General features: G+C 62.2%; 24 protein-coding genes. 18 read left to right on the forward strand and 6 right to left on the reverse strand.

Annotated features, from left to right (window positions below; translation table 11 throughout):
• Window positions 1–6: 6 nt before the first annotated feature.
• The gene (locus AT984_RS01910) at window positions 7–987 is read left to right on the forward strand and encodes a Bug family tripartite tricarboxylate transporter substrate binding protein (protein ID WP_058718663.1); all 981 of its coding nucleotides are present in this window, start codon (window positions 7–9) and stop codon (window positions 985–987) included.
• A gap of 36 nt (window positions 988–1,023) precedes the next feature.
• On the opposite strand, the gene trmL is transcribed toward AT984_RS01910, so the two are convergent.
• A complete protein-coding gene (gene trmL, locus AT984_RS01915; RefSeq protein WP_058718664.1) occupies window positions 1,024–1,494 on the reverse strand; it encodes a tRNA (uridine(34)/cytosine(34)/5-carboxymethylaminomethyluridine(34)-2'-O)-methyltransferase TrmL in 471 nt (156 codons plus the stop codon).
• 21 nt (window positions 1,495–1,515) lie between these two features.
• Window positions 1,516–2,085, reverse strand: a complete 570-nt coding sequence (locus AT984_RS01920) for a ComF family protein (protein ID WP_231741500.1) — start codon at window positions 2,083–2,085, stop codon at window positions 1,516–1,518.
• A 314-nt stretch (window positions 2,086–2,399) separates the two neighbouring features.
• Here AT984_RS01920 and AT984_RS01925 point away from each other — a divergent pair, with 314 nt between their 5' ends.
• The 7 genes from AT984_RS01925 (at window position 2,400) to AT984_RS01950 (ending at window position 8,459) form a co-directional block, all read left to right on the forward strand.
• Complete coding sequence (locus tag AT984_RS01925; RefSeq protein WP_058718666.1) at window positions 2,400–3,251, forward strand: methyltransferase domain-containing protein; 852 nt, start codon at window positions 2,400–2,402, stop codon at window positions 3,249–3,251.
• 260 nt (window positions 3,252–3,511) lie between these two features.
• Complete coding sequence (gene coxB / locus AT984_RS01930; protein WP_082679707.1) at window positions 3,512–4,717, forward strand: cytochrome c oxidase subunit II; 1,206 nt, start codon at window positions 3,512–3,514, stop codon at window positions 4,715–4,717.
• Window positions 4,718–4,844: 127 nt separating this feature from the next.
• Window positions 4,845–6,491 carry a cytochrome c oxidase subunit I gene (ctaD, locus tag AT984_RS01935; RefSeq protein WP_058718667.1) on the forward strand — a complete coding sequence of 549 codons (1,647 nt, stop codon included), beginning with the start codon at window positions 4,845–4,847 and terminating at the stop codon, window positions 6,489–6,491.
• A 4-nt stretch (window positions 6,492–6,495) separates the two neighbouring features.
• Window positions 6,496–6,612 carry a cytochrome oxidase small assembly protein gene (locus AT984_RS23380; protein ID WP_231741501.1) on the forward strand — a complete coding sequence of 39 codons (117 nt, stop codon included), beginning with the start codon at window positions 6,496–6,498 and terminating at the stop codon, window positions 6,610–6,612.
• A 9-nt stretch (window positions 6,613–6,621) separates the two neighbouring features.
• Entirely contained in the window at window positions 6,622–7,257 is a 636-nt protein-coding gene (locus tag AT984_RS01940) for a cytochrome c oxidase assembly protein (protein WP_058718668.1), read from the forward strand.
• Between the two features lie 74 nt (window positions 7,258–7,331).
• The gene (locus AT984_RS01945; protein WP_058722018.1) at window positions 7,332–7,514 is read left to right on the forward strand and encodes a DUF2970 domain-containing protein; all 183 of its coding nucleotides are present in this window, start codon (window positions 7,332–7,334) and stop codon (window positions 7,512–7,514) included.
• A 60-nt stretch (window positions 7,515–7,574) separates the two neighbouring features.
• Window positions 7,575–8,459 (forward strand): cytochrome c oxidase subunit 3, encoded by an 885-nt coding sequence (locus tag AT984_RS01950; RefSeq protein WP_058718669.1) that lies wholly within the window; start codon window positions 7,575–7,577, stop codon window positions 8,457–8,459.
• 87 nt (window positions 8,460–8,546) lie between these two features.
• Here AT984_RS01950 and AT984_RS01955 read toward each other — a convergent pair whose 3' ends face one another.
• On the reverse strand, window positions 8,547–8,786 hold the full coding sequence (locus AT984_RS01955; protein ID WP_058718670.1) for a DUF2909 domain-containing protein: 240 nt from the start codon (window positions 8,784–8,786) through the stop codon (window positions 8,547–8,549).
• Between the two features lie 66 nt (window positions 8,787–8,852).
• On the opposite strand from AT984_RS01955, the gene AT984_RS01960 reads away from it, so the two are divergent.
• Genes AT984_RS01960 through AT984_RS01980 form a run of 5 tightly spaced genes read left to right on the forward strand, consistent with a single transcriptional unit; the run spans window position 8,853 to window position 12,983 of the window.
• Window positions 8,853–9,602, forward strand: coding sequence for an SURF1 family protein (locus AT984_RS01960; protein WP_058718671.1), 750 nt, complete (start codon window positions 8,853–8,855; stop codon window positions 9,600–9,602).
• Complete coding sequence (locus AT984_RS01965; protein WP_231741502.1) at window positions 9,592–10,254, forward strand: SCO family protein; 663 nt, start codon at window positions 9,592–9,594, stop codon at window positions 10,252–10,254. Before AT984_RS01960 ends, AT984_RS01965 begins: the two co-directional genes overlap by 11 nt.
• A gap of 7 nt (window positions 10,255–10,261) precedes the next feature.
• Complete coding sequence (locus AT984_RS01970) at window positions 10,262–11,386, forward strand: COX15/CtaA family protein (protein ID WP_082679708.1); 1,125 nt, start codon at window positions 10,262–10,264, stop codon at window positions 11,384–11,386.
• A 43-nt stretch (window positions 11,387–11,429) separates the two neighbouring features.
• The gene (cyoE, locus tag AT984_RS01975) at window positions 11,430–12,353 is read left to right on the forward strand and encodes a heme o synthase (RefSeq protein WP_058718673.1); all 924 of its coding nucleotides are present in this window, start codon (window positions 11,430–11,432) and stop codon (window positions 12,351–12,353) included.
• Complete coding sequence (locus tag AT984_RS01980) at window positions 12,354–12,983, forward strand: SCO family protein (RefSeq protein ID WP_058718674.1); 630 nt, start codon at window positions 12,354–12,356, stop codon at window positions 12,981–12,983.
• Between the two features lie 106 nt (window positions 12,984–13,089).
• Here the strand turns inward: AT984_RS01980 and rpoH are convergent, their stop codons facing one another.
• Window positions 13,090–14,016, reverse strand: coding sequence for an RNA polymerase sigma factor RpoH (rpoH, locus tag AT984_RS01985; protein WP_058718675.1), 927 nt, complete (start codon window positions 14,014–14,016; stop codon window positions 13,090–13,092).
• A 195-nt stretch (window positions 14,017–14,211) separates the two neighbouring features.
• The gene (locus AT984_RS01990) at window positions 14,212–14,721 is read right to left on the reverse strand and encodes a chemotaxis protein CheW (RefSeq protein WP_058718676.1); all 510 of its coding nucleotides are present in this window, start codon (window positions 14,719–14,721) and stop codon (window positions 14,212–14,214) included.
• A gap of 514 nt (window positions 14,722–15,235) precedes the next feature.
• Between AT984_RS01990 and AT984_RS01995 the strand changes: the two genes are divergently transcribed.
• On the forward strand, window positions 15,236–15,745 hold the full coding sequence (locus AT984_RS01995; protein ID WP_082679709.1) for a lipocalin family protein: 510 nt from the start codon (window positions 15,236–15,238) through the stop codon (window positions 15,743–15,745).
• 49 nt (window positions 15,746–15,794) lie between these two features.
• Complete coding sequence (locus tag AT984_RS02000) at window positions 15,795–16,700, forward strand: TIGR01777 family oxidoreductase (RefSeq protein ID WP_058718677.1); 906 nt, start codon at window positions 15,795–15,797, stop codon at window positions 16,698–16,700.
• Between the two features lie 59 nt (window positions 16,701–16,759).
• Here AT984_RS02000 and ychF read toward each other — a convergent pair whose 3' ends face one another.
• Window positions 16,760–17,851 carry a redox-regulated ATPase YchF gene (ychF, locus tag AT984_RS02005; protein WP_058718678.1) on the reverse strand — a complete coding sequence of 364 codons (1,092 nt, stop codon included), beginning with the start codon at window positions 17,849–17,851 and terminating at the stop codon, window positions 16,760–16,762.
• 114 nt (window positions 17,852–17,965) lie between these two features.
• Here ychF and AT984_RS02010 point away from each other — a divergent pair, with 114 nt between their 5' ends.
• The 3 genes from AT984_RS02010 to AT984_RS02020 all read left to right on the forward strand — a co-directional run bounded on the left by AT984_RS02010 (window position 17,966) and on the right by AT984_RS02020 (window position 20,407).
• Window positions 17,966–19,075, forward strand: coding sequence for an FAD-dependent monooxygenase (locus AT984_RS02010; protein ID WP_058718679.1), 1,110 nt, complete (start codon window positions 17,966–17,968; stop codon window positions 19,073–19,075).
• A gap of 53 nt (window positions 19,076–19,128) precedes the next feature.
• Complete coding sequence (locus AT984_RS02015) at window positions 19,129–19,854, forward strand: DsbC family protein (RefSeq protein WP_058718680.1); 726 nt, start codon at window positions 19,129–19,131, stop codon at window positions 19,852–19,854.
• Between the two features lie 82 nt (window positions 19,855–19,936).
• Window positions 19,937–20,407 (forward strand): DUF3429 domain-containing protein, encoded by a 471-nt coding sequence (locus tag AT984_RS02020; RefSeq protein WP_058722021.1) that lies wholly within the window; start codon window positions 19,937–19,939, stop codon window positions 20,405–20,407.
• Window positions 20,408–20,409: the final 2 nt, after the last annotated feature.

Below are 20,409 nucleotides of genomic sequence, written 5' to 3' on the forward strand. Positions count from 1 at the left end.
TGAGCCATGCTGCGCCGTGAACTCTTGCTCGCTGGTCTTGGCGCAGTTGCTTCGCCGAGTATGGCTGCGGCTGCTGCAGCTTCAGCGGCCTGGCCAAGCCGGCCGATCAAGCTGATCGTGCCATTCCCCGGCGGCAGCTCGCCGGACATCGTGGCCCGCGCCTTGGCCGATCCGCTGTCCAAAGCCTTGAATCAGACGGTGATCATCGACAATCGGCCCGGCGCCGGCGGCAATATCGGCACGGCGGCGGCAGCCTTTGCACCGCCCGACGGCAGCACTTTTTTGTTCACGATTCAAGGGCCGCTGGTCACCGCGCCCTTGTTGAATTTGCGCCTGCCCTATGAGCAGCAGCGGGATCTGTTGCCTGTCAGCCTGGTGGCCTCTTCGCCCAATGTGCTGGTGGTGGACCCCAAGCTGGGCGCCAGCGACTTGGCGGCTTTTGTACGCGTGGCCAAGCAGGCCAAGGGCGGGCTTAACTACGGCAGCGTCGGCTTGGGCAGTGCGGCCCATCTGGCGATGGAGTCTTTCAAATCGCGCGCGGGCATTGCGCTGAGCCATGTGCCCTATGCCGGCTTCGCCCAGGTGGTGCAGGCGATTTTGAATGGCGAGGTGCAGGCGGCCTTCATGGTGCCAGGTCTTGCCATGCCGCAAGTGCGGGCAGGGCGCTTGAAGGCGCTGGGTGTCAGCAGCCTGGGCCGTGTGGCGGCCTTGGCCGAATTACCGACCCTGGCCGAGCAGGGCTTTGCCGGCTTTGAGGCGATTTCCTGGCAAGCCGTGCTGGCGCCGGCCAAGACACCGGCTGCCATTGTCGAGAAGCTGGCCGCGGCCTTGCAAACCATCATCCGCAGCGATGAGTTCCGCAACCGCCTGCTGACGCATTACTTCAGCGCCATCGGCAGCTCGCCGGAAGGCCTGGCGCAGCAAATGCGCTCGGATCGCCAGCATTGGGGGCAGATCATCAAGGCCATTGGCCTCAAGCCTGAATGAATTGCTGCGTGAATCGCCGCGGCCGTGAACTGACCCTCAGGCGCCGCCGGCGTAGCCGTTCTGCCGCCAGGCCTCAAACACCGCCACTGCCACGCTATTGCTGAGGTTGAGGCTGCGCTGCTCGGGCCGCATGGGCAGGCGCACCCGCTGGCTCAGTGCAAATTGATCGCGCAGCAGCGGCGGTAAGCCGGCTGTTTCTGAGCCGAACACCAGAAAGTCGCCCGGCTGCCAGGCCACTTCCGCGAAGGGCCTGCTGCCCTTGGTGGTGAAGGCGAAAAGTCGGTCCGCTTGCGGCTTGGCCTGGGCCAGAAAGGCCTCCCAGCTGGCATGACGAAGCACGGCGGTGTACTCGTGATAGTCCAGCCCGGCGCGTTGCAGCAGCTTGTCCTCCATCGCAAAACCCAAGGGCTCGATCAGGTGCAGGGTGCAGCCGGTATTGGCAGCCAGGCGAATGATGTTGCCGGTATTGGGGGGGATTTCCGGGTGGACCAGAACGATGTGGAACATGGCGGTGGGGCGGGCAAAAAATCAGGGTTGATCGGGTTCGGGTGTACGGGCCAGTACCCAGGCTTGCACATGGCTGGCGCCGGCTTGGCGCAAAACGCGCGCCAATTCAAAGAGCGTGGCGCCGCTGGTCATCACATCATCTAGCAAAGCAATGTGCTGGCCGTGCAAATCCTTGGCGCGCTGCGGTTCGATGGCAAAGGCGCGGCGCACATTGGCGGCGCGCTCTTGCAAACTCAGGCGCGCTTGTTGTTCGGTATGGCGTACCCGTAGCAGCAAGTCGGGTTCGCACTTTAGCCGCTGTCGCCGGGCTAGGCGGCGCGCCAACTCATAGCTTTGGTTGTAGCCGCGTTCGCACAGGCGTTGCGGGGTCAAAGGTACGGGCAGCAGCCAGTCGGCGCGCGCGGCCTGCGCGCTGCTCAATGCCTCGTCCAAGCGATCCACCAGGCAGGCACCCAGCTCGAGACCCTGGTGAAACTTGAAACGCTGCAGCAGGCCATCCCAGGGAAAGCCGTAGTCCAGGGCCGCGATGCAGCGGTCCAGTGGCGGCGGCTGCTGCAGGCAGCGTCCGCAGCGGGGCTGAGGCGTGGCCACGAGGCCGGGTGGTAGGCGCGTGGCGCAGGTCCAGCAGCGGATGGCTGGCTGTGCGTAACGCTGCAGGCAATCGGCGCAGATCGCCTGCCTGGCCCAATGTCTGCAGATCGCACATTGGCTGCGGCATGGTGCCAGCAGCCGCGCGCCGGCAACGGGCTTGCTGGGGCGGCTCAGACGCGCATCCATGGCCTCAATATACTGCCGGACATGTGCGCTGAGACTTTTCCATGACGACCGAACAAGAGCCCTTAATCCAGGGAAACCAGGGAAGCCAAACATCCCAACGGGCCCAAGCGGTCGACAACACCGCTGTGATGCGCCAAGTGCGGCGTCTGGCCCAAGCCGAAGGGGCACCCTGGTTGCATGAGGAAGTGGCCAAGCGCATGGCCGAACGCCTCAGCTTCATCAAAATGCAGCCCAAAAGCGTCTTGCAATGGTCGGCCTTTTTGGGGGGCGGCGCGGCGGCCTTGGCGCAAATCTATCCGCAGGCGCAACAGGTTTGCGTGGAGCCGCATGCAGATTTGCTGCTGCGCAGCCTGCAGCAGCACAAAAAACCGTGGTGGCAGGTCTTGGCCCGTGGCAAGCCGGTGCAGGTCTTGGCGCCCGAGGCGCTGGCGGCTGATCAGCAGTTTGATCTGCTGTGGGCCAATATGGCTTTGCATGCCTATGCAGACCTGCCACAAATCCTCGCGCTTTGGCATAGGGGTTTAGCGACGGACGGCTTTGTGATGTTTTCTTGCCTCGGTCCGGACAGTTTTGTCGAGCTGCGCCAGCTCTATGCGGCGCGCTCTTGGTCGCGTCCGGGGCCCGAGTGGTGGGATATGCATGACATCGGCGATCTGATGGTGCAGGCCGGTTTTGCCGAGCCGGTGATGGATCAGGAGCGCCTCACGCTGACCTGGGCCGAGCCGCAGGCGATGCTGAAAGATTTGCGCGCTTTGGGCGGAAACATCGCGCCCATGCGGTTTGCGGGCTGTCGGGGGCGGGCGTGGCAGCGTGACTTGCTGCTGGCCTTGGAAGATTTACGTGGCCCTGATGGCCGCCTGAAGCTGACGGTGGAGCTGGTCTACGGCCACGCCATCAAGCCGGTGCCGAACTTGCGCGTCACGCCGGAGGCGAGTTTGAGCCTCGACCAGATGCGGGCCATGATCCAAAAGACAAGGTGAGTCAGGGCAAGCACCGGCTCTGTCTGTGCGAGGGCTGAGCTAAACTGCCCGCTGATACAAATTGTGGCAGCTGAGTTTAGTGTCAGGTCATGTCTTTGGCCTTGCGTTAACTCAAGAAAAGTCATTGGGGCAAAGCTGTTTTTCTGCATTTGCCCTTCCGAGGGATTGCTGGATCTCGGTTTGATGGCATGGATGCGGCCTTGCTTGAGTGCGGGGCGGCAGGACATCCAACGGATGAATTGGAGACAAGAGTGACGACCATGAAGACGATGAGCGCAGGACTGCATCAGGCCAAAAATGGGGCCAGTCGGCTAGGGCGCTTGGCGCAGTTGGCAACGGCCTCGGTGGCTGGTTTGGCCGCACAAGCGGCTTTCGCCGTGAACGATCTCCCCGGCGGCCCGGCGGTCAATCAGATCAATTTGCATCCTCCTGTCACTCGCATTGCCGAGGATCAGATGTGGTTGCACAACTTCATGATGGTCATCTGCCTGGTGATCTTCGTCGCCGTTTTCGGCGTGATGTTCTATTCCATCTTCAAGCACCGCAAGTCCAAGGGCGCGGTGTCGGCCAACTTCCACGAAAGCGTCAAGGTCGAGATCGCCTGGACCATCGTGCCTTTCATCATCGTGATCTTGATGGCCCTGCCGGCCACCAAGGTGGTGGTGGCCATGAAGGACACCACCAATGCTGACCTGACCATCAAGGCCACCGGCTACCAGTGGAAATGGGGTTACGACTACATCAAGGGTGAAGGCGAGGGCATTGGTTTCCTGGCTACCTTGGATACCGCGCAGCGCGAAATGTCCGACGCCGGCAAGCCGGCTGGCGATGACTACCTGCTCAAGGTCGACAACCCGCTGGTCGTGCCGGTCAACAAGAAGGTGCGCATCATCACCACCGCCAACGACGTCATCCACGCCTGGATGGTGCCGGCCTTTGGCGTCAAGCAAGATGCCATCCCTGGCTTTGTGCGAGACACCTGGTTCAAGGCCGAGAAGATCGGTAACTACTACGGCCAGTGCGCCGAGTTGTGCGGCAAGGAACATGCCTATATGCCCATCCACGTGAAGGTGGTGTCGGCGGCTGACTACAGCGCCTGGGTGGATGGCAAGAAGAAGGAAATCGCCGCCAAGGCTGATGATCCAAGCAAGGTCTGGGATCAGGCGGCTCTGGTCGCCCGTGGCGAGAAGGTCTATGCCGCCAACTGCGCGGTTTGCCACCGACCCGACGGCAAGGGCGCCGGCCCGATCAAGCCCCTGGATGGCTCGGCCGTGGTGCTGAACGAGGACAAGCTCAAGCAAGTCGCGGTGCTGCTCAATGGCCAGAACAATGGCGCGATGCCAGCGTGGAAGCAGTTGTCCGACACCGAGATCGCCGCTGTCATCACCTACACCAAGAACAGCTGGTCGAACAAGACTGGCCAATTGGTGCAGCCTGCCGAAGTCGTGGCAGCGCGAAAACAATAATTCTGCGGGGTCGGGCAGCGCCGCAAGGCTAGCGCCGACTTCCAACTGACCAAGAATTTCTGCGCGACAGATCAGCCTTAGCTCTGTCCCCAACTGACTAGATGAACGTCTAGCAAAGGAAAAGTAAATGAGTGCAGTGCTCGACAACCACGGTCACGCCAGTCATGGCCACGACGACCACCACGACCACCATGCCCCCACCGGCTGGCGGCGCTGGGTTTTCGCCACCAATCACAAAGACATCGGGACGCTCTACCTGCTGTTCTCCTTCACCATGCTGATGGTGGGCGGCATTTTGGCGCTGTGCATCCGCGCCGAGTTGTTCCAGCCGGGCTTGCAGTTCTTCAATCCGGAACTGTTCAACCAGTTCACCACCATGCACGGCCTGATCATGGTGTTCGGCGCCATCATGCCGGCCTTTGTGGGCTTTGCGAACTGGATGATTCCGCTGCAGATCGGTGCATCGGACATGGCCTTTGCGCGCATGAATAACTTCAGCTTCTGGCTGTTGATTCCGGCCGCCGTCATGCTGGTGGCGTCTTTCTTCATGCCTGGCGGCGCACCCGCTGCCGGCTGGACGCTGTATGCGCCGCTGACCCTGCAGATGGGCCCCTCGATGGACGCTGGCATTTTCGCCATGCACATCATGGGTGCTTCGTCCATCATGGGTTCGATCAACATCATCGTCACCATCCTGAACATGCGCGCGCCTGGCATGACCTTGATGAAGATGCCGATGTTTGCCTGGACCTGGCTGATCACGGCTTATCTGCTGATCGCCGTCATGCCCGTGCTGGCTGGCGCCATCACCATGACGCTGACTGACCGTCATTTCGGCACCAGCTTCTTCAGCCCCGCCGGCGGCGGTGACCCGGTGATGTACCAGCACATCTTCTGGTTCTTCGGTCACCCCGAGGTCTACATCATGATCTTGCCGGCTTTCGGCATCGTCAGCCAGATCGTGCCGGCTTTTGCTCGCAAGCGCCTGTTCGGCTACGCCTCCATGGTGTACGCCACGGCTTCGATTGCCATCCTGTCCTTCATCGTGTGGGCTCACCACATGTTCGCCACTGGCATGCCGGTGACGGGTCAGCTCTTCTTCATGTACGCCACCATGCTGATCGCCGTGCCCACGGGCGTGAAGATCTTCAACTGGCTGGCCACGATGTGGCGCGGTTCCATGACCTTTGAAGTGCCGATGCTGTGGGCAGTGGGCTTCATCTTCGTGTTCACCATGGGTGGATTCACCGGCCTGATCTGCGCGATGGCGCCGATCGACATCCAGATCCAAGACACCTACTACGTCGTCGCCCACTTCCACTATGTGCTGGTGGCCGGCTCGCTGTACGCTTTGTTCGCCGGTTACTACTACTGGGCGCCGAAGTGGACCGGTGTGATGTTCAATGAGACGCGCGGCAAGATCCACTTCTGGGGTTCGCTGATTGCCTTCAACGTCACCTTCTTCCCCATGCACTTCCTGGGCTTGGCCGGCATGCCGCGTCGCTATGCCGACTACCCGATCCAGTTCACCGACTTCAATATGATCGCCTCGGTGGGCGCCTTCTGGTTCGGTCTGATGCAGGTCTACTTCTTCTTGTTCGTGGTCATCCCGATGATGCGCGGCAAGGGTGCCAAGGCGCCTCAGCGTCCCTGGAATGACGCCGATGGCAAGGGTGCTGAAGGTCTGGAGTGGGAAGTGCCGTCGCCGGCGCCCTTCCACACGTTTGAAGAGCCGCCCAAGCTCAATGCCGCCGCCAACAAAGTGATCGGCTAAGACCATGGCACAGAGCCCTGAGCAGCGCAAAAGCAATAAGCGCCTGGCCCTGATCCTGGCCTCGGTGGCGGTGGTGTTCTTTGTCGGCTTCATGACCAAGATCGCCGTTCTCGGCTTCTGAACCGGCGCTATGGCTGATAAGACCTGGTCACTGGCAAGCGCGCTGCGCAGGGACAACCTGCACTTGGTCGCCAAGCTGGTGGTGGTGACGGCACTGATGTTTGGCTTCGGCTATGCCTTGGTGCCGCTCTACAAAGCGGTGTGCACGGCCTTGGGCATTAATGTTCTGTCCTTGGCGGAGCGCCAGCATGCGGTGCGCGCCGAGGATGTGAAGAACACGCAGGTCGACCGCAGCCGCTCCATCTCGGTGGAGTTTGATGCCAATGCCCGCGGCCCTTGGGAATTCAAGCCCGCGGTGTCTAACTTGACCGTGCATCCGGGCGAGTTGGTCACCGTGATGTACGAATTCCAGAACGTGCAGAACCGGGTCATGTCGGCGCAAGCCATTCCCAGCTATGCGCCCAAGCAAGCGACGGCGCATTTCAACAAGCTGGAGTGTTTTTGTTTCAACGAATACACCTTGCAGCCGGGTGAGAAGAAGCAATGGCCGGTGGTCTTTGTGATCGACCCCAAGCTGCCCAAGGATGTGAAGACCATCACCTTGTCCTACACCTTCTTCGAGGTGGCGGGCAAGGGACAGAAGAAGTTGCCGGGCACGCCGCCGGCGCCGGTCGCCGCAGTGCCTGCGGCCAAGGTGCAGCTGTGAGCGCGGATCAAGGTTCGAGTGAAGTGAAGGACGAGAAGGATGTGACCAAGCGCCCGCTGTCTTTTCTGCGGACGATGCAGGCAGTGGCTTGGTCATTTTTCGGCGTGCGTCGTGGCGCCGAGTACGAGAAAGATGTGGCGCGGCTCAACCCCGTGCATGTGATCATCGCTGGAGTGATTGCTGCGCTGTTGTTCGTATTGGCGCTGGTGCTGCTGGTTCAATGGGTCATTGGCAGCGGCGTGGCCAGTGGCCAGTAAGCAGGTCGTGAAATTCAAGCTTGTGAATCTGGACTGAAATCTAGTTCGAGGAGAAGAAAAATGTCGGCAGCGACTTCCACGGGCAAAGCCCCTTATTACTTCGTACCCGGGCCTTCACGGCATCCGGTGATGGCCGCCATCGGTCTGTTCTTCGTGATCCTGGGTGCAGGGCAGTGGATCAATGACCATGACTGGGGCAAGTACTCGCTGGCCTTCGGCCTGCTGTGGTTCGCCGTGGTGCTGAAGCAGTGGTTTGCTGAAGCCATCGCCGAAAGCGAGAGCGGCCAGTACAGCGACCGCATCGACCTGTCCTTCCGCTGGAGCATGGGCTGGTTCATCTTCTCCGAAGTGATGTTCTTCGCTGCCTTCTTCGGCGCGCTGTACTGGGCCCGTGTGCACTCGGTGCCGGTGCTGGGCAGCCTGGAGAACAATCTGCTGTGGCCCGATTTCAAGGCCATCTGGCCAAGTGCTGCGGCCGGCTTCACTGCCTCGCCAGCCGGTACGGTGGAACCCTTTGCCACCATGGGCCCTTGGCCGCTGCCGACCATCAACACGGCGCTGCTTTTGACCTCCGGCCTGACGCTGACAGTGGCTCACCACGCCTTGATCGCTGGCAACCGTGCCAGGACGATTGCCTTCATGTGGATGACGGTGTTGCTTGGCATCACCTTCTTGTGCGTGCAGGGCTATGAGTATCACCACGCCTACGCCGAGCTGAACCTCAAGCTCAGCTCCGGCATCTTCGGCTCCACCTTCTTCATGCTGACCGGCTTCCACGGCTTCCACGTTTTCGTGGGCATGCTGATGCTGCTGTTCATCACCCTGCGTCTGCAAAAAGGCCATTTCACTAAGGACCGCCACTTCGGCTTCGAAGGCGCGGCCTGGTACTGGCACTTTGTGGACGTGGTGTGGTTGGGCCTGTACGTGATCGTGTACTGGATGTAAGGATTCATCCGCCGCATTCAAGCGCCGCGCTAGCGGCGCTTTTTACTTGTCAGACGGTGCCTGGGCTTCAGGCTCGTCGCTCATTGATCACCGCTGCAGCGGCAGCCCCGTCGGCTCAATCCATCCCATCAGATAGCTCAGCAAGATGAACAGGAACAAGGCCACCGACAAACCCACCCGCAGGGCCAGGGCACGTGCCATTCTGGAACTGCGCTGGCTGCTGTCGTCTTGCTGGTCTGCAGACTTACCGTTCTTGAGCATGAACAAGCCGGCTGCACCCAGTGCGCCGAGGATGCCGATGAAGGCGAGCAGGAAGACGAATTTCATGGCTGCCGATTATGCGCTGGGCCACAAGCACGCGAAGGCGCAAGCCAATGTGCGAGGAGCTTCGTCATGAAGCCAAGCCTGCGTCGCCTCTTGCTGGGCCTGCTGGCCGTGGCCGGCATTGGTCTGACCGCCAGCCTGGGCTTCTGGCAGCTGGATCGTGCGGCCCAGAAGCTGGCGCTGCAGCAGTCCATCAACTCGCGTGCGCTGCAAGCGCCGCTGAGCGCACAGGGCTTGAGCCGCAAACCCGAGGATGCGGCCGCCCAAGTGCACCTGCCGGTGCTGCTGCGCGGCCATTGGCTGCACGCGCAAACCGTATTTTTGGACAACCGGCCGATGGCCGGACGGGTGGGCTTTTTCATCGTCACGCCGCTGCGCTTGCAAGGGCGTAGCGAGGCCATTCTGGTGCAACGCGGCTGGCTGCCGCGCAATGCGCTGGAGCGCAGCCAGCTGCCGCAGTTGCCAGCCGCAGAACTCAGCGAGGGCGAGGTTGAAGTGCAGGGGCGATTGGCCCTGGCACCGTCACGTGTGTATGAGTTCAGCGCGGCGCACAGCGGCGCGATCCGGCAAAATCTCGATGCGGCGGCTTATGCGCAAGAAACAAAGCAAGAGTTGCTGCCCCTGACCGTGCTGCAAACAGGGCCCAAACTCGCGGATGAGATGCCGCGTGATTGGGCGGCACCCGATCTGGGGCTGCAAAAACATTACGGTTACGCCTTTCAATGGTTTGCGCTTTCGGCGCTGCTCCTGGGTCTTTATGTCTGGTTCCAATTCATCCGTCCCGCCCGCGCACAGCGCCCATCCAGCCATGAGCAGTGAGCCGCTCAATCTGAGTGTGCATAGCCTGCCCGATCCGAGCCAGGTCAACGCCGCGCAGCTACGCAGTGGCCGCCTGCGCATGTTGCTGGTTCTGGCGGCCTGTGCGGCGCCTGTCATCGCGTCCTACTTCACCTTCTACGTCATCAAGCCGCAAGGCCGTGCCTATGGTGAGCTGATCGTGCCGACGGTGGATTTGCCAGCCCAGCTGAGCCTGCGCGATTTGGCCGGCCAACCGGTCAGCGTGGAAAGCCTGAAAGGCCAGTGGCTGCTGACCCTGGTGCAAAACGCCGACTGCAACAAGGTCTGCGAAGACCTGCTGTTCATGCAGCGCCAGTTGCGCGAAATGATGGGCAAGGAGCGCGACAAGGTCGACAAGCTCTTGCTGATCGCCGATGACGCCCCCCTGCGCCCCGAGCTGCAGCAGGCGCTGACCACCGGCATTCCGGTGACGATTCTGCGTGCGCCGCGGGCACAGCTCGATGCCTTTTTGAAAGCCGGCGCCGGCCAAGGCCTCAATGACCATCTTTTCATCATCGACCCGATGGGCCGTTGGATGTGGCGCTCCCCCGTGCAGCCCGACCCCAGCAAGGTCAAGGGCGACCTGAACCGCTTGCTCAAGGCCAATGCGGGCTGGGACAAGCCCGGCCGTTGATGCGCGTATGAATCACGACGACTGGATTGCCTTGGCCCAGCTGGCCGCCCTGGGTGCTGCCCTGGCGGCCGGCCCACTGCTGTGGCTGCGTCTGCGCTCGACGGCGGCGACGCCGACGGCACGCTTGCGCGCCTTGACGGTGCTGACGCTGTTTCTGACCTTTGATCTGATCATTTTTGGCGCCTTCACCCGCCTGACCGACTCCGGCCTGGGCTGCCCCGATTGGCCAGGCTGTTATGGCCAAGGCAGCCCGATTGGCGCGCATGCCGATATCGCCGCCGCCCAGGCCGCCATGCCCACCGGCCCAGTCACCCACGGCAAAGCCTGGGTGGAGATGATTCACCGTTACCTGGCCAGCGCGGTTGGTGTGCTGATTCTGGTGCTGTGCGTGTCGAGTTGGCGGCTGGCGCGGAAAACGCAGGCAGCGGCTAAGCTGGTCTCGCCTTGGTGGAGCACGCTGACGCTGTTCTGGGTCTGCATGCAGGGCGCATTCGGTGCGCTGACGGTGACGATGAAGCTGTTTCCCGCCATCGTCACCCTGCATTTATTGGGTGGCATGGGCTTGTTGATGCTCTTGGCTTGGCAGGCTCAGGCCTATGAGCCCAAGCCCTTGCCGTTGAGCCCCGGCCTGCGCCGCGCGGCTTGGGGCTTGCTCGTCTTGTTGATTGTGCAAGTGGCGCTGGGTGCTTGGGTGAGCACCAATTACGCGGTGCTGGCCTGTTCGGAGTTCCCCAGCTGCCAAGCGGGCCAGTGGTGGCCGGCGATGGACTTCACGCATGGTTTTACGATCTGGCGTGAGTTGGGCGTGGGCGCCGATGGTGGCTGGCTGCCGTTTGAGGCGCTGACCGCCATTCACATGACGCACCGCCTGGGCGCCTTGCTGGTTTTCACGCTGCTGTTACTGTTCGCCTGGGCCTTGTGGCGTGCGCCGCAGCCGAGCGGCCGCTTGTGGGCGCAGCGATTGCTGTGGGCAGCGGCTTGGCAGTTCGTCAGCGGCTTGTCGAATGTGGTGTTGGACTGGCCCATCGTCGCCGCGCTTGCGCACACCGCGGGTGCTGCCATGCTGCTAATGATCATGAGTTTTTTATTGGCCCAAATCTGCCAAGGCCGGGCCGCATTGCCGGCCGCTTGAAGTGCACTGTCGCTGTCCTTGTCGTTGTCGTTTTTAGAGTCCTATGTCATCCAATCCTTCCGTCCCGGCCGCGTCCCCGGCCCCCAGCTCGCGCTGGCAGCAGTATTACCAGCTGACCAAGCCGCGCGTGGTGCAGCTGATCGTGTTCTGCGCGGTCATTGGCATGGCGCTGGCGATTCCGGGTTTGCCGGCGGGCGCACAGTGGGGCGCCATCCTGGCCGCCACGGTGGGCATCTGGCTGGTGGCTGGAGCAGCAGCGGCCTTCAATTGCCTGATCGAGCAGCAAATCGACGCCAAGATGAAGCGCACCGCTTGGCGGGCTACCGCCAAGGGCCAGCTCAGCCGCGCACAAACGCTGAGCTTCTCGGCCGTGCTGTGCGGCCTGGGCATGGCGATTCTGTGGTTCTGGGTCAACCCCTTGACCATGTGGCTGACCTTCGCCACCTTCATTGGCTACGCCGTCATCTACACCGTGGTGCTCAAGCCCATGACGCCGCAGAACATCGTCATCGGTGGCGCCTCCGGCGCCATGCCTCCAGTCTTGGGCTGGGCCGCGCTGCGCGGTGAGGTGGGGCCTGAGGCCATGCTGCTGTGCCTGATCATCTTCCTGTGGACGCCGCCACATTTTTGGGCGCTCGCTTTGTATCGCACCGAGGAATATCGCAAGGCCGGCCTGCCCATGCTGCCGGTGACGCATGGCTCCGAGTACACGCGTTTGCAGATCTTTCTCTATACCTGGATCTTGCTGGCCGCCACCTTGCTCCCCTTCTTGACCGGCATGAGTGGCTGGATTTATCTGGTCAGCGCGCTGGCGCTGGGCCTAGGCTTTTGTACCTATGCCTGGCAACTCTGGCGTCAGTATTCCGATGAGTTGGCGCGCGCCACTTTCCGGTTCTCCATCCTGCATTTGTCCCTGCTGTTTGCGGCCCTGCTGGTGGACCATTACCTCTTGCCCTGGACGCGTTGAATGATGATGACGAAGAGACGATCGATTGGCTGGGCTGCGGCCCTCGTGTTGGGCTTGAGCCTAGGTTTGGCGGGCTGTGATCAGCTCGGGTTTGGCGGCTCCGCGAAGCCGGCGTTCAAGGGGGTGGATCTGACGGGCGCGGAGTACGCGCGCAGCATCAGTCTGAGCGACCAAGACGGCCGCAGCCGCTCCCTGGCCGAGTTCAAGGGCAAGGTGGTGGTGGTCTTCTTCGGCTACACCCAATGCCCAGATGTTTGCCCCACCACGCTGGCCGAATTGGCGGAAGTCAAACGCATGCTGGGCCAGGATGGCGAAAAAGTGCAGGGCATCTTCGTCACCGTGGATCCCGAGCGCGACACCGCGCCGCTGCTCAAGGCCTATCTGAATAGCTTTGACCCGACATTTGTGGCTCTGCGCGGTAGCGAAGAGCAAACCAAGGCCGTGGCCAAGGAATTCAAGGTCTTCTACGCCAAGGTGCCCGGCAAGACGCCAGAGAGCTACACCATGGACCACACGGCGGCCAGCTTCATCTTTGACCCCCAGGGCCGCGTGCGGGTGTTCTCCCGCTACGGCTCGGGCGCGCAGGCCTTGGCCGATGACATCAAGCTCTTGCTGGCCGAGCGCCCGTAAGTCGAACTGTGTCGCCCTGAGTTGAGCCAGGGCCAGACGAAAAAAAGCCCCGGCGAATCCGCAGGGGCTTTTTTGTGTGAGCCTCGTGAGGCCCGGCCTAGCCGACTCAGGCCGGCGTGAGGGTCTTGCGCATCTTCTTCATCGCGGCAACCTCGATCTGGCGAATCCGCTCGGCGCTGACGCCGTACTCGGCGGCCAGTTCATGCAGGGTCATGCCGCCGGTGGAGTCGTCGTTGACCTTGAGCCAGCGCTCTTCCACGATGCGGCGGCTGCGCTCGTCCAGGGCCTCCAGGGCGCGGTTGATGCCGTCGCTGGCGAGCGAGTCGCGCGCCTGTGCTTCGAGGACGCGGGTCGGTTCTTGCGTCTCATCGGCCAGATAGGCGATGGGGGCGTAGGCTTCACCGTCGTCGTCGGTCAGCGGCTCCAGGGCCACGTCACCGCCGGACATGCGGGTTTCCATCTCCAGCACTTCTTCGCGCTTGACGTTCAATTCCTTGGCCACATGATCCAACTGCGCCTCGGTCAGGCTCATGCGGTGGGTCAGGTCGTCGCTTTGCTCTTCCTTCATGCTGTGCTTCATCGAGCGCAGATTGAAGAAAAGCTTGCGCTGTGCCTTGGTCGTGGCGACCTTGACCATGCGCCAGTTGCGCAGCACGTATTCGTGAATCTCAGCCTTGATCCAGTGCATGGCGTAGCTGACCAAGCGCACGCCCTGATCCGGGTCGTAGCGCTTGACGGCCTTCATCAGGCCGACATTGCCTTCTTGAATCAGATCGCCTTGCGGCAGGCCGTAGCCCATGTACTGGCGCGAAATGGACACCACCAAGCGCAGATGCGAGAGCACCAAGCGGCCGGCGGCCTCAAGATCACCGCTATCGCGCAGGCGACGAGCGGCCGAGCTTTCCTCTTCCGGGGTCAGCAGGGGCAGGCGGTTCACGGCGGAAATGTAGGCGTCCAGATTGCCGAGCGACGGTACCAGTGACCAGGGGTCACGGACGGTCAGTGCAGCAGCAGGGGTCAACATTGTCATCATTACGTCCTTCGCATTACGAACTTGAGTGGTTCGATGAATTCCATATTAGCACTCTACGAAAGAGAGTGCCAATGGTAAGGGCGTGGGCGATTTGTGTATGAATTGTGCGCAGGGCAGGGCGATTCTCGGGCTCGGCGGACGGGTGGGCCAACTGGGCCCGACCCCCGTAGCAAGCGGGATTCGCCAGCCGCGGCTTTAGTCGATCAGCCCGAAATCGGGGCTGGCCACCATGGCATCAATGTCCAGCAGGATCAGCATGCGCTCGCCGATCTTGCCCAGACCGGTGATGAAGCGGGCGTCCAGCGCCGCGGCCACCTCGGGGCGGGGCTTGATCTGATCAGCCGTCAGTTCCAGCACATCGGACACCGAATCCACCACGATGCCGACGATGCGCTGGCAAACGTTGAGGACGATGGTGACGGTGAAGCTGGTGTACTCGGCGCTTTGGCCCAGGCGCATGCGCAAATCGACGATGGGGACGATCACACCGCGCAGATTGGTCACGCCCTTGATGAATTGGGGCGCATTGGCGACGCGGGTCGGGGCTTCGTAGGAACGGATCTCCTGCACGCGCAGGATGTCCATGCCGTATTCCTCTTCGCCAACGCGAAAGGTCAGGAACTGCTTGCTATCGGCCCGGGCTTGCCCTGTGGTTTGCAGAGCTTGGGAGCCGGATTGGGGGACCAGATCGGTGGAGGCGCTCATGTAGGGTGTCGAGGTCTGAGTCAGGTAAATCGGACGGGTTGATTCGTTTGCTGAATCAACCGCTGCTATTTTCGCAAATCTTGTCCTTGCGCATCCTGCGATCTAGCCCGGAAAAGTTCGGTGTTCGCGCGGGCAGGTATCAGCGAGATGCACAAAGAGGTGAGCGGGCACTTTTTTCGCCTCCCAAAGGGCTATTCTTTCGTAGGCCCTTAGCCAGTCCGCCCGGCAATGTTCGCACAGGATGCGTAGGCTGTCTGGCCTGGCTTGATCATTGACAAGCGCAAAAGCCTCGCTTGGTGCGCTTGTTTGCACTTTAGATGTTGGGCGCTCGCGTCAGCCTCAATTCGGCGCATATTGCTGGTGCGCACAAACCCTGCTGGCGTGTATGCCTCAGACTCCTTAAAGGAATATCCCTGTGCCTATCGACATCCTTGGAAACACCGCGCCGCAAGGGCCTGCGCGCTCACGCGGGCGTGCATTGCGCAGTGGCGCCTTGGCGCTGGCACTTGCCGGTATGGGTGTCTTGGCGGGCTGTATGTCCACCAGCCCGCCGCCCGGCGTCACCGCCGTCCAGCCCTTTGATTTGGCGCGCTACCAGGGCCGCTGGTTTGAGGTGGCGCGCCTGGATCACCGCTTTGAGCGCGGCATGACGGATGTGTCCGCCACTTACAGCGCCCAAACCGATGGCAGTGTGCGGGTGCTGAACCGGGGCTTTGATGTTGCAACCGGCCAATGGCGTGAGGCGGTGGGCCGGGCTTTATTCATTGGTGAGCCGACCACCGGCTCACTCAAAGTGTCTTTCTTTGGCCCGTTCTACGGCGGCTATCACGTCGCCGCCTTGGATCCCGACTACCGCTGGGCCTTGGTGCTGGGCCCTGACTTCAGCTATTGCTGGATTCTGTCGCGTGACAAAGTGCTGGATCCGGCGCAGCGCGAGGCCATCACGGCACGGGCCAAGGCGCTCGGGGTCGAAACGTCGGATCTGATTTGGGTTTCGCAGACGCGCCAGGACCCGGCGCCTTGAGGCGCGCAAAGGCCGTGCTTGCATTGAGGCATACAAAGGACATCCCCATATGCGCATTCTGATGACGGGCGGCACCGGCCTGATTGGCCGGGCCCTGTGCAGCCACTGGCGCTCGGCCGGGCACGAAGTGATTGTCTGGAGCCGGCAGCCTGAGCGGGTGCCTGCCTTGTGCAGCGGTGCCCGTGGCATTGCGCATTTGCATGAGTTGGCGGACGCCGGGCCGCTGGACGCTGTCGTCAATTTGGCCGGCGCGCCGATTGCTGATCGGCCCTGGACCGCCGCACGGCGCCAGATCCTGTGGCGCAGCCGGGTTGATTTAACGCAGGAGTTGGTGGCCTATCTGGCCCAGTTGGCGCACAAGCCGGAGGTCTTGATCTCCGGCTCGGCCGTGGGTTGGTATGGCGATAGGGGCGAGCGCCAGCTCGATGAAAGCAGCCCGCCGGGTTCGGCCGATTTTGGTGCTCAGTTGTGCCAAGCCTGGGAGCAAGCGGCCCAGCAGGCCGAGCCGCAAGGCATTCGCGTCGTGCTGCTGCGCACCGCGCCGGTCCTGGCCGCGAGTGGCGGCATGCTGGCGCGCCTGCGTCTGCCCTTTAGCTTAGGGCTGGGTGGCCGCCTGGGCAGCGGCCAGCAGTGGATGCCGTGGATTCATCTCGACGATGAAATTGCGCTGATTGATTTCTTGCTCAATCACACCGAATGCCGGGGCGCCTTCAACGCCTGTGCGCCAGAGCCGGCGCGCAATGCCGATTTCACGCAGGCCTTGGCGGCGGTGCTGAAGCGGCCTGCGGTATTGCCGGCACCGGCCTGGGCGCTGCGGATGGCGCTGGGCGAAATGTCGGTCTTGCTGCTGGGCGGCCAGCGCGCCGTGCCTCAGCGGGCCCTGGCGCAGGGCTTTCGCTTTCGCTATCCGGCCCTGGGGCCGGCCTTGGCTCAGCTCTTGAAGCGGTCAATGTAAAAGGGCGCAAAAAAAGGGCTGAGTTTGAGACTCAGCCCTTGATGCTCAGTCGATAAGGCTTAGACGTTGAACAAGAAGTTCAGCACGTCGCCGTCCTTGACGACGTATTCCTTGCCTTCGGCGCGCATCTTGCCGGCGTCTTTGGCGCCTTGCTCACCCTTGTAGGTGATGAAGTCTTCATAGGCGATGGTCTGGGCGCGGATATAGCCGCGTTCAAAGTCGGTGTGGATCACGCCGGCGGCTTGCGGGCCGGTGTCGCCCTTGTGGATGGTCCAGGCGCGTACTTCCTTCACGCCAGCGGTGAAATAGGTTTGCAAGCCCAGCAGGCTGAAGCCGGCGCGGATCAGGCGGTTCAGGCCCGGCTCATCCTGGCCCATCTCGGCCAAGAACATCTTGCGGTCCTCGTCTTCCATCTCGCTCAGCTCGGCTTCCGTCTTGGCGCAGATGGCCACCACGGGGCCGTTCTGGGCGGCGGCGTATTCCTTCAGGCGGTCCAGGAAGGGGTTGTTCTCGAAACCATCTTCCGAGACATTGGCCACGAACATGGCCGGCTTGGCGGTGATCAGGCACAGGGGCTTGAGCAGCACCAGCTCTTCCTTGCTGAAATCAATCGTGCGCACCGGCTTGGCTTCGTTCAGCGCGGCTTCGCACTTCTCAAGCACCTTGACCAGGGCGATGGCTTCCTTATCGCCCGCGCGGGCCACCTTGTTGTAGCGGTGCAGGCTCTTTTCTACCGTGCCCATATCGGCCAGGCAGAGTTCGGTCTGGATCACCTCGATGTCGGAGATCGGGTCCACCTTGCCGTTGACGTGCACCACATTGCCGTCTTCAAAGCAGCGCACCACATTGACGATGGCGTCGGTTTCGCGGATGTGCGAGAGGAATTTATTGCCCAGGCCTTCGCCCTTGGAGGCGCCAGCCACCAAGCCGGCGATGTCCACAAACTCCACCACCGCGGGCAGGATGCGTTCGGGCTTGACGATTTCGGCCAGCGCGTCCAGGCGCGGGTCGGGCAGCTCGACCACGCCCACATTGGGCTCGATGGTGCAGAACGGATAGTTCTCAGCGGCGATACCGGCCTTGGTCAGCGCGTTGAAGAGGGTGGACTTGCCGACATTGGGCAGGCCAACGATGCCGCATTTGAGACTCATGGATGACTTTCTGGCTTTGGAGTGCTTGACGCAAAGATGGGATTTTAGTCGCCTGCAGCCGCGCAGCGCCCGCCGCTGTCAAACGATTCACACAAGCCTGCCTACAATGCCCGGATGCAAAACTGTGAGGTCTTGGTTCGTGGAAGCGGCTGCGTGGGTCGCAGCCTGGCTCTGGCGTTGAGCGCGCAGGGCTTGCGCGTCGCCCTGTTGGGCAGCGCCGAAGCCAGCCAAGCCCAACGCGAGGATGTGCGCAGCTATGCGCTCAATGCCGCTTCGGTGCGCTTGCTGCGTGAACTCAAGGTATGGGATGCCATGCCGGCCGACGCCGTCACCCCGGTTTTCGATATGAAGATCAAGGGCGATGCCGCCGGTGCCTTGCTGGAGTTTTCCAGCTGGAGCCAGGGCGTGGCCGAGTTGGCCTTCATCGTCGACGCGGGCGTGCTGGAGCAGCAACTCGCCGCCGCCCTGAAGTTCGCCCCGCATGTGCAGATGGTCAACGCTGCCGTGCCGGCGCAGCTGACCGTGCTGTGCGAAGGGCGCGATTCCGCCGCGCGGGCCGATTTGGGCGTCAAGTTCGAAAAGCATGCTTACGGCCACCGTGCGATTGCCGCGCGCCTAGTGGCAGATCAAGCTCATCAAGGCGTGGCGCGCCAGTGGTTCCGCTCGCCCGACATCCTGGCCTTGCTGCCGATTGACAAACCCGCACCGGGCGCGTCTTACGGCCTGGTCTGGTCTTTGCCCGAGGCGCGTGCCGCTGAGTTGCTGGCCGCCAGTGGGGCCGAATTTGAAACCGCTTTGAATGAAGCCAGCCAGGGTGAGGCCGGCGCCTTGCGTCTGGCTGGTGAGCGCTGCGCCTGGCCCTTGGCCCTGGCGCGGGCTGAGCCCTTGATCGGGCCGGGCTGGGCCTTGGCCGGCGACGCGGCGCATCTGGTTCACCCCTTGGCAGGCCAGGGTCTGAATCTGGGCCTGGCCGATGTGGCGGCGCTGGCCGAAGTGATTCGCCAGCGCGAAAGCTGGCGTGCGTTGGGTGATGAAAAGCTGCTGCGCCGCTATGTGCGGGCGCGCCAGGCCGACACCTTTGCCATGGGTGAATTGACCGATGGCCTGCTGCGCATGTTTGCTAGTGAAGCGGCGCCACTGCGCACTTTGCGCAATACCGGCATGAACGTTTTGAACGCTTTGCCGCCCCTCAAACAATGGTTGATCGGCCGCGCGCTGGGCTGATCGACCACCCGATTGCACGACTCATTTTTGCTCTTGCTGAAGGCTCCTAAATCATGTTCCCCTCGATCCTAAAGTTGAGCCTCTTGCTCGCCGCCGTGCTGCCTCTGGCGGCCAATGCCAACGAAGCCGTGATCCGCAAGGCCCTGGCCGAGCGCCTGACGGGTTTGCCCAAGATTGAAGAAGTCCGCCAAAGCCCCATGGCCGGGCTGTGGGAAGTGCGCATCGGCAATGAGCTGCGCTACACCGATGCCAGTGGCAGCTTCTGGATCGAAGGCGAGCTGATCGATTTGAAGAGCCGCAAGAACCTGACCGAAGAGCGCCTGGCCAAGATCAATGCCATCGACTTCGCTTCGCTTCCCTTGAAAGACGCCATCGTCTGGAAGAGCGGCAATGGCAAGCGCCGCATCGCCGTGTTTGCCGACCCCAACTGCGGCTATTGCAAGCGCTTCGAGCGCAGCCTGCAAGACGTCAAGGACGTCACCGTCTACACCTTCCTGATCCCCATTTTGGGCGGCGACTCGGCTGAAAAGTCGCGCTCCATCTGGTGCGCGAAAGATTCGTCCAGCAGCTGGCAGTCCTGGATGCTGGACGGCAAGGCGCCGGTCAAGCCCATGGGTGCTTGCGATGACGCCGCGATTGAGCGCAATCTGGCCCTGTCGCGCCGCCATCATGTCAACGGCACGCCGGCCATCATTTTTGAAGACGGCAGCCGCGCGCCGGGGGCCATCAGCGCCGACCAGTTGGAAAAGCGTCTGCAAAGCGTGGGCAAGTCTTCCTGAGTCTGCGCTTTAGCTTGAGCGCCTTCGCGGCGCAGCCGTCTTTGATCGTCAGCCCCTTACTCCGCAAACGGATCCCTTGACCATGCCTCCTGCCGAAGTTCAGCCCAGCACGCTGAAGACCGTGGCCTTGCACCCACTTGCCCACCGCCTTGGCCATCTGGGTTTGTTGCCTTTTGTCGTCGGCGCCTTGCTGGTGTGGTTGTTCGGTGGCCGCAATCTTGATGCGCACTATTACGTGAGCGTCGGCCTGTCCACCTACGCCGGTCTGATCATCACCTTCTTGGGTGGCATTTACTGGGGCCTGGCCTTTGTGCAGCCGGTCGATATGCCGCGTGCCTTTGTTTGGGGCATCGTGCCGAGCGCGGTGGCTTGGGTCGGCGTGATGATGCCGCCCTATGCCGGCCTGGCCCTGCATGGCGCAATGCTGATCGTCTGTTATTTGGTGGACCGCCGCCTATACCCCCTGCTGGGTGCTGCGGGCTGGCTGACCCTGCGCTTTCGCCTCAGCGCTGTCGCGGCACTGTGCTGCTTCCTGGCCGCGGCGGGAAGCTGAAC

The organism is Paucibacter sp. KCTC 42545, assembly GCF_001477625.1.
Classification (GTDB): Bacteria; Pseudomonadota; Gammaproteobacteria; order Burkholderiales; family Burkholderiaceae_C; genus Paucibacter_A.

Coding starts and splice junctions, on each gene's coding strand:
- AT984_RS01910 (WP_058718663.1), top strand. CDS start 7: ATGCTGCGCCGTGAACTCTTGCTCGCTGGTCTTGGCGCAGTTGCTTCG.
- trmL (WP_058718664.1), bottom strand. CDS start 1,494: ATGTTCCACATCGTTCTGGTCCACCCGGAAATCCCCCCCAATACCGGC.
- AT984_RS01925 (WP_058718666.1), top strand. CDS start 2,400: ATGCGCCAAGTGCGGCGTCTGGCCCAAGCCGAAGGGGCACCCTGGTTG.
- coxB (WP_082679707.1), top strand. CDS start 3,512: ATGAAGACGATGAGCGCAGGACTGCATCAGGCCAAAAATGGGGCCAGT.
- ctaD (WP_058718667.1), top strand. CDS start 4,845: ATGAGTGCAGTGCTCGACAACCACGGTCACGCCAGTCATGGCCACGAC.
- AT984_RS23380 (WP_231741501.1), top strand. CDS start 6,496: ATGGCACAGAGCCCTGAGCAGCGCAAAAGCAATAAGCGCCTGGCCCTG.
- AT984_RS01940 (WP_058718668.1), top strand. CDS start 6,622: ATGGCTGATAAGACCTGGTCACTGGCAAGCGCGCTGCGCAGGGACAAC.
- AT984_RS01945 (WP_058722018.1), top strand. CDS start 7,332: ATGCAGGCAGTGGCTTGGTCATTTTTCGGCGTGCGTCGTGGCGCCGAG.
- AT984_RS01950 (WP_058718669.1), top strand. CDS start 7,575: ATGTCGGCAGCGACTTCCACGGGCAAAGCCCCTTATTACTTCGTACCC.
- AT984_RS01955 (WP_058718670.1), bottom strand. CDS start 8,786: ATGAAATTCGTCTTCCTGCTCGCCTTCATCGGCATCCTCGGCGCACTG.
- AT984_RS01960 (WP_058718671.1), top strand. CDS start 8,853: ATGAAGCCAAGCCTGCGTCGCCTCTTGCTGGGCCTGCTGGCCGTGGCC.
- AT984_RS01965 (WP_231741502.1), top strand. CDS start 9,592: ATGAGCAGTGAGCCGCTCAATCTGAGTGTGCATAGCCTGCCCGATCCG.
- AT984_RS01970 (WP_082679708.1), top strand. CDS start 10,262: ATGAATCACGACGACTGGATTGCCTTGGCCCAGCTGGCCGCCCTGGGT.
- cyoE (WP_058718673.1), top strand. CDS start 11,430: ATGTCATCCAATCCTTCCGTCCCGGCCGCGTCCCCGGCCCCCAGCTCG.
- AT984_RS01980 (WP_058718674.1), top strand. CDS start 12,354: ATGATGATGACGAAGAGACGATCGATTGGCTGGGCTGCGGCCCTCGTG.
- rpoH (WP_058718675.1), bottom strand. CDS start 14,016: ATGATGACAATGTTGACCCCTGCTGCTGCACTGACCGTCCGTGACCCC.
- AT984_RS01990 (WP_058718676.1), bottom strand. CDS start 14,721: ATGAGCGCCTCCACCGATCTGGTCCCCCAATCCGGCTCCCAAGCTCTG.
- AT984_RS01995 (WP_082679709.1), top strand. CDS start 15,236: ATGGGTGTCTTGGCGGGCTGTATGTCCACCAGCCCGCCGCCCGGCGTC.
- AT984_RS02000 (WP_058718677.1), top strand. CDS start 15,795: ATGCGCATTCTGATGACGGGCGGCACCGGCCTGATTGGCCGGGCCCTG.
- ychF (WP_058718678.1), bottom strand. CDS start 17,851: ATGAGTCTCAAATGCGGCATCGTTGGCCTGCCCAATGTCGGCAAGTCC.
- AT984_RS02010 (WP_058718679.1), top strand. CDS start 17,966: ATGCAAAACTGTGAGGTCTTGGTTCGTGGAAGCGGCTGCGTGGGTCGC.
- AT984_RS02015 (WP_058718680.1), top strand. CDS start 19,129: ATGTTCCCCTCGATCCTAAAGTTGAGCCTCTTGCTCGCCGCCGTGCTG.
- AT984_RS02020 (WP_058722021.1), top strand. CDS start 19,937: ATGCCTCCTGCCGAAGTTCAGCCCAGCACGCTGAAGACCGTGGCCTTG.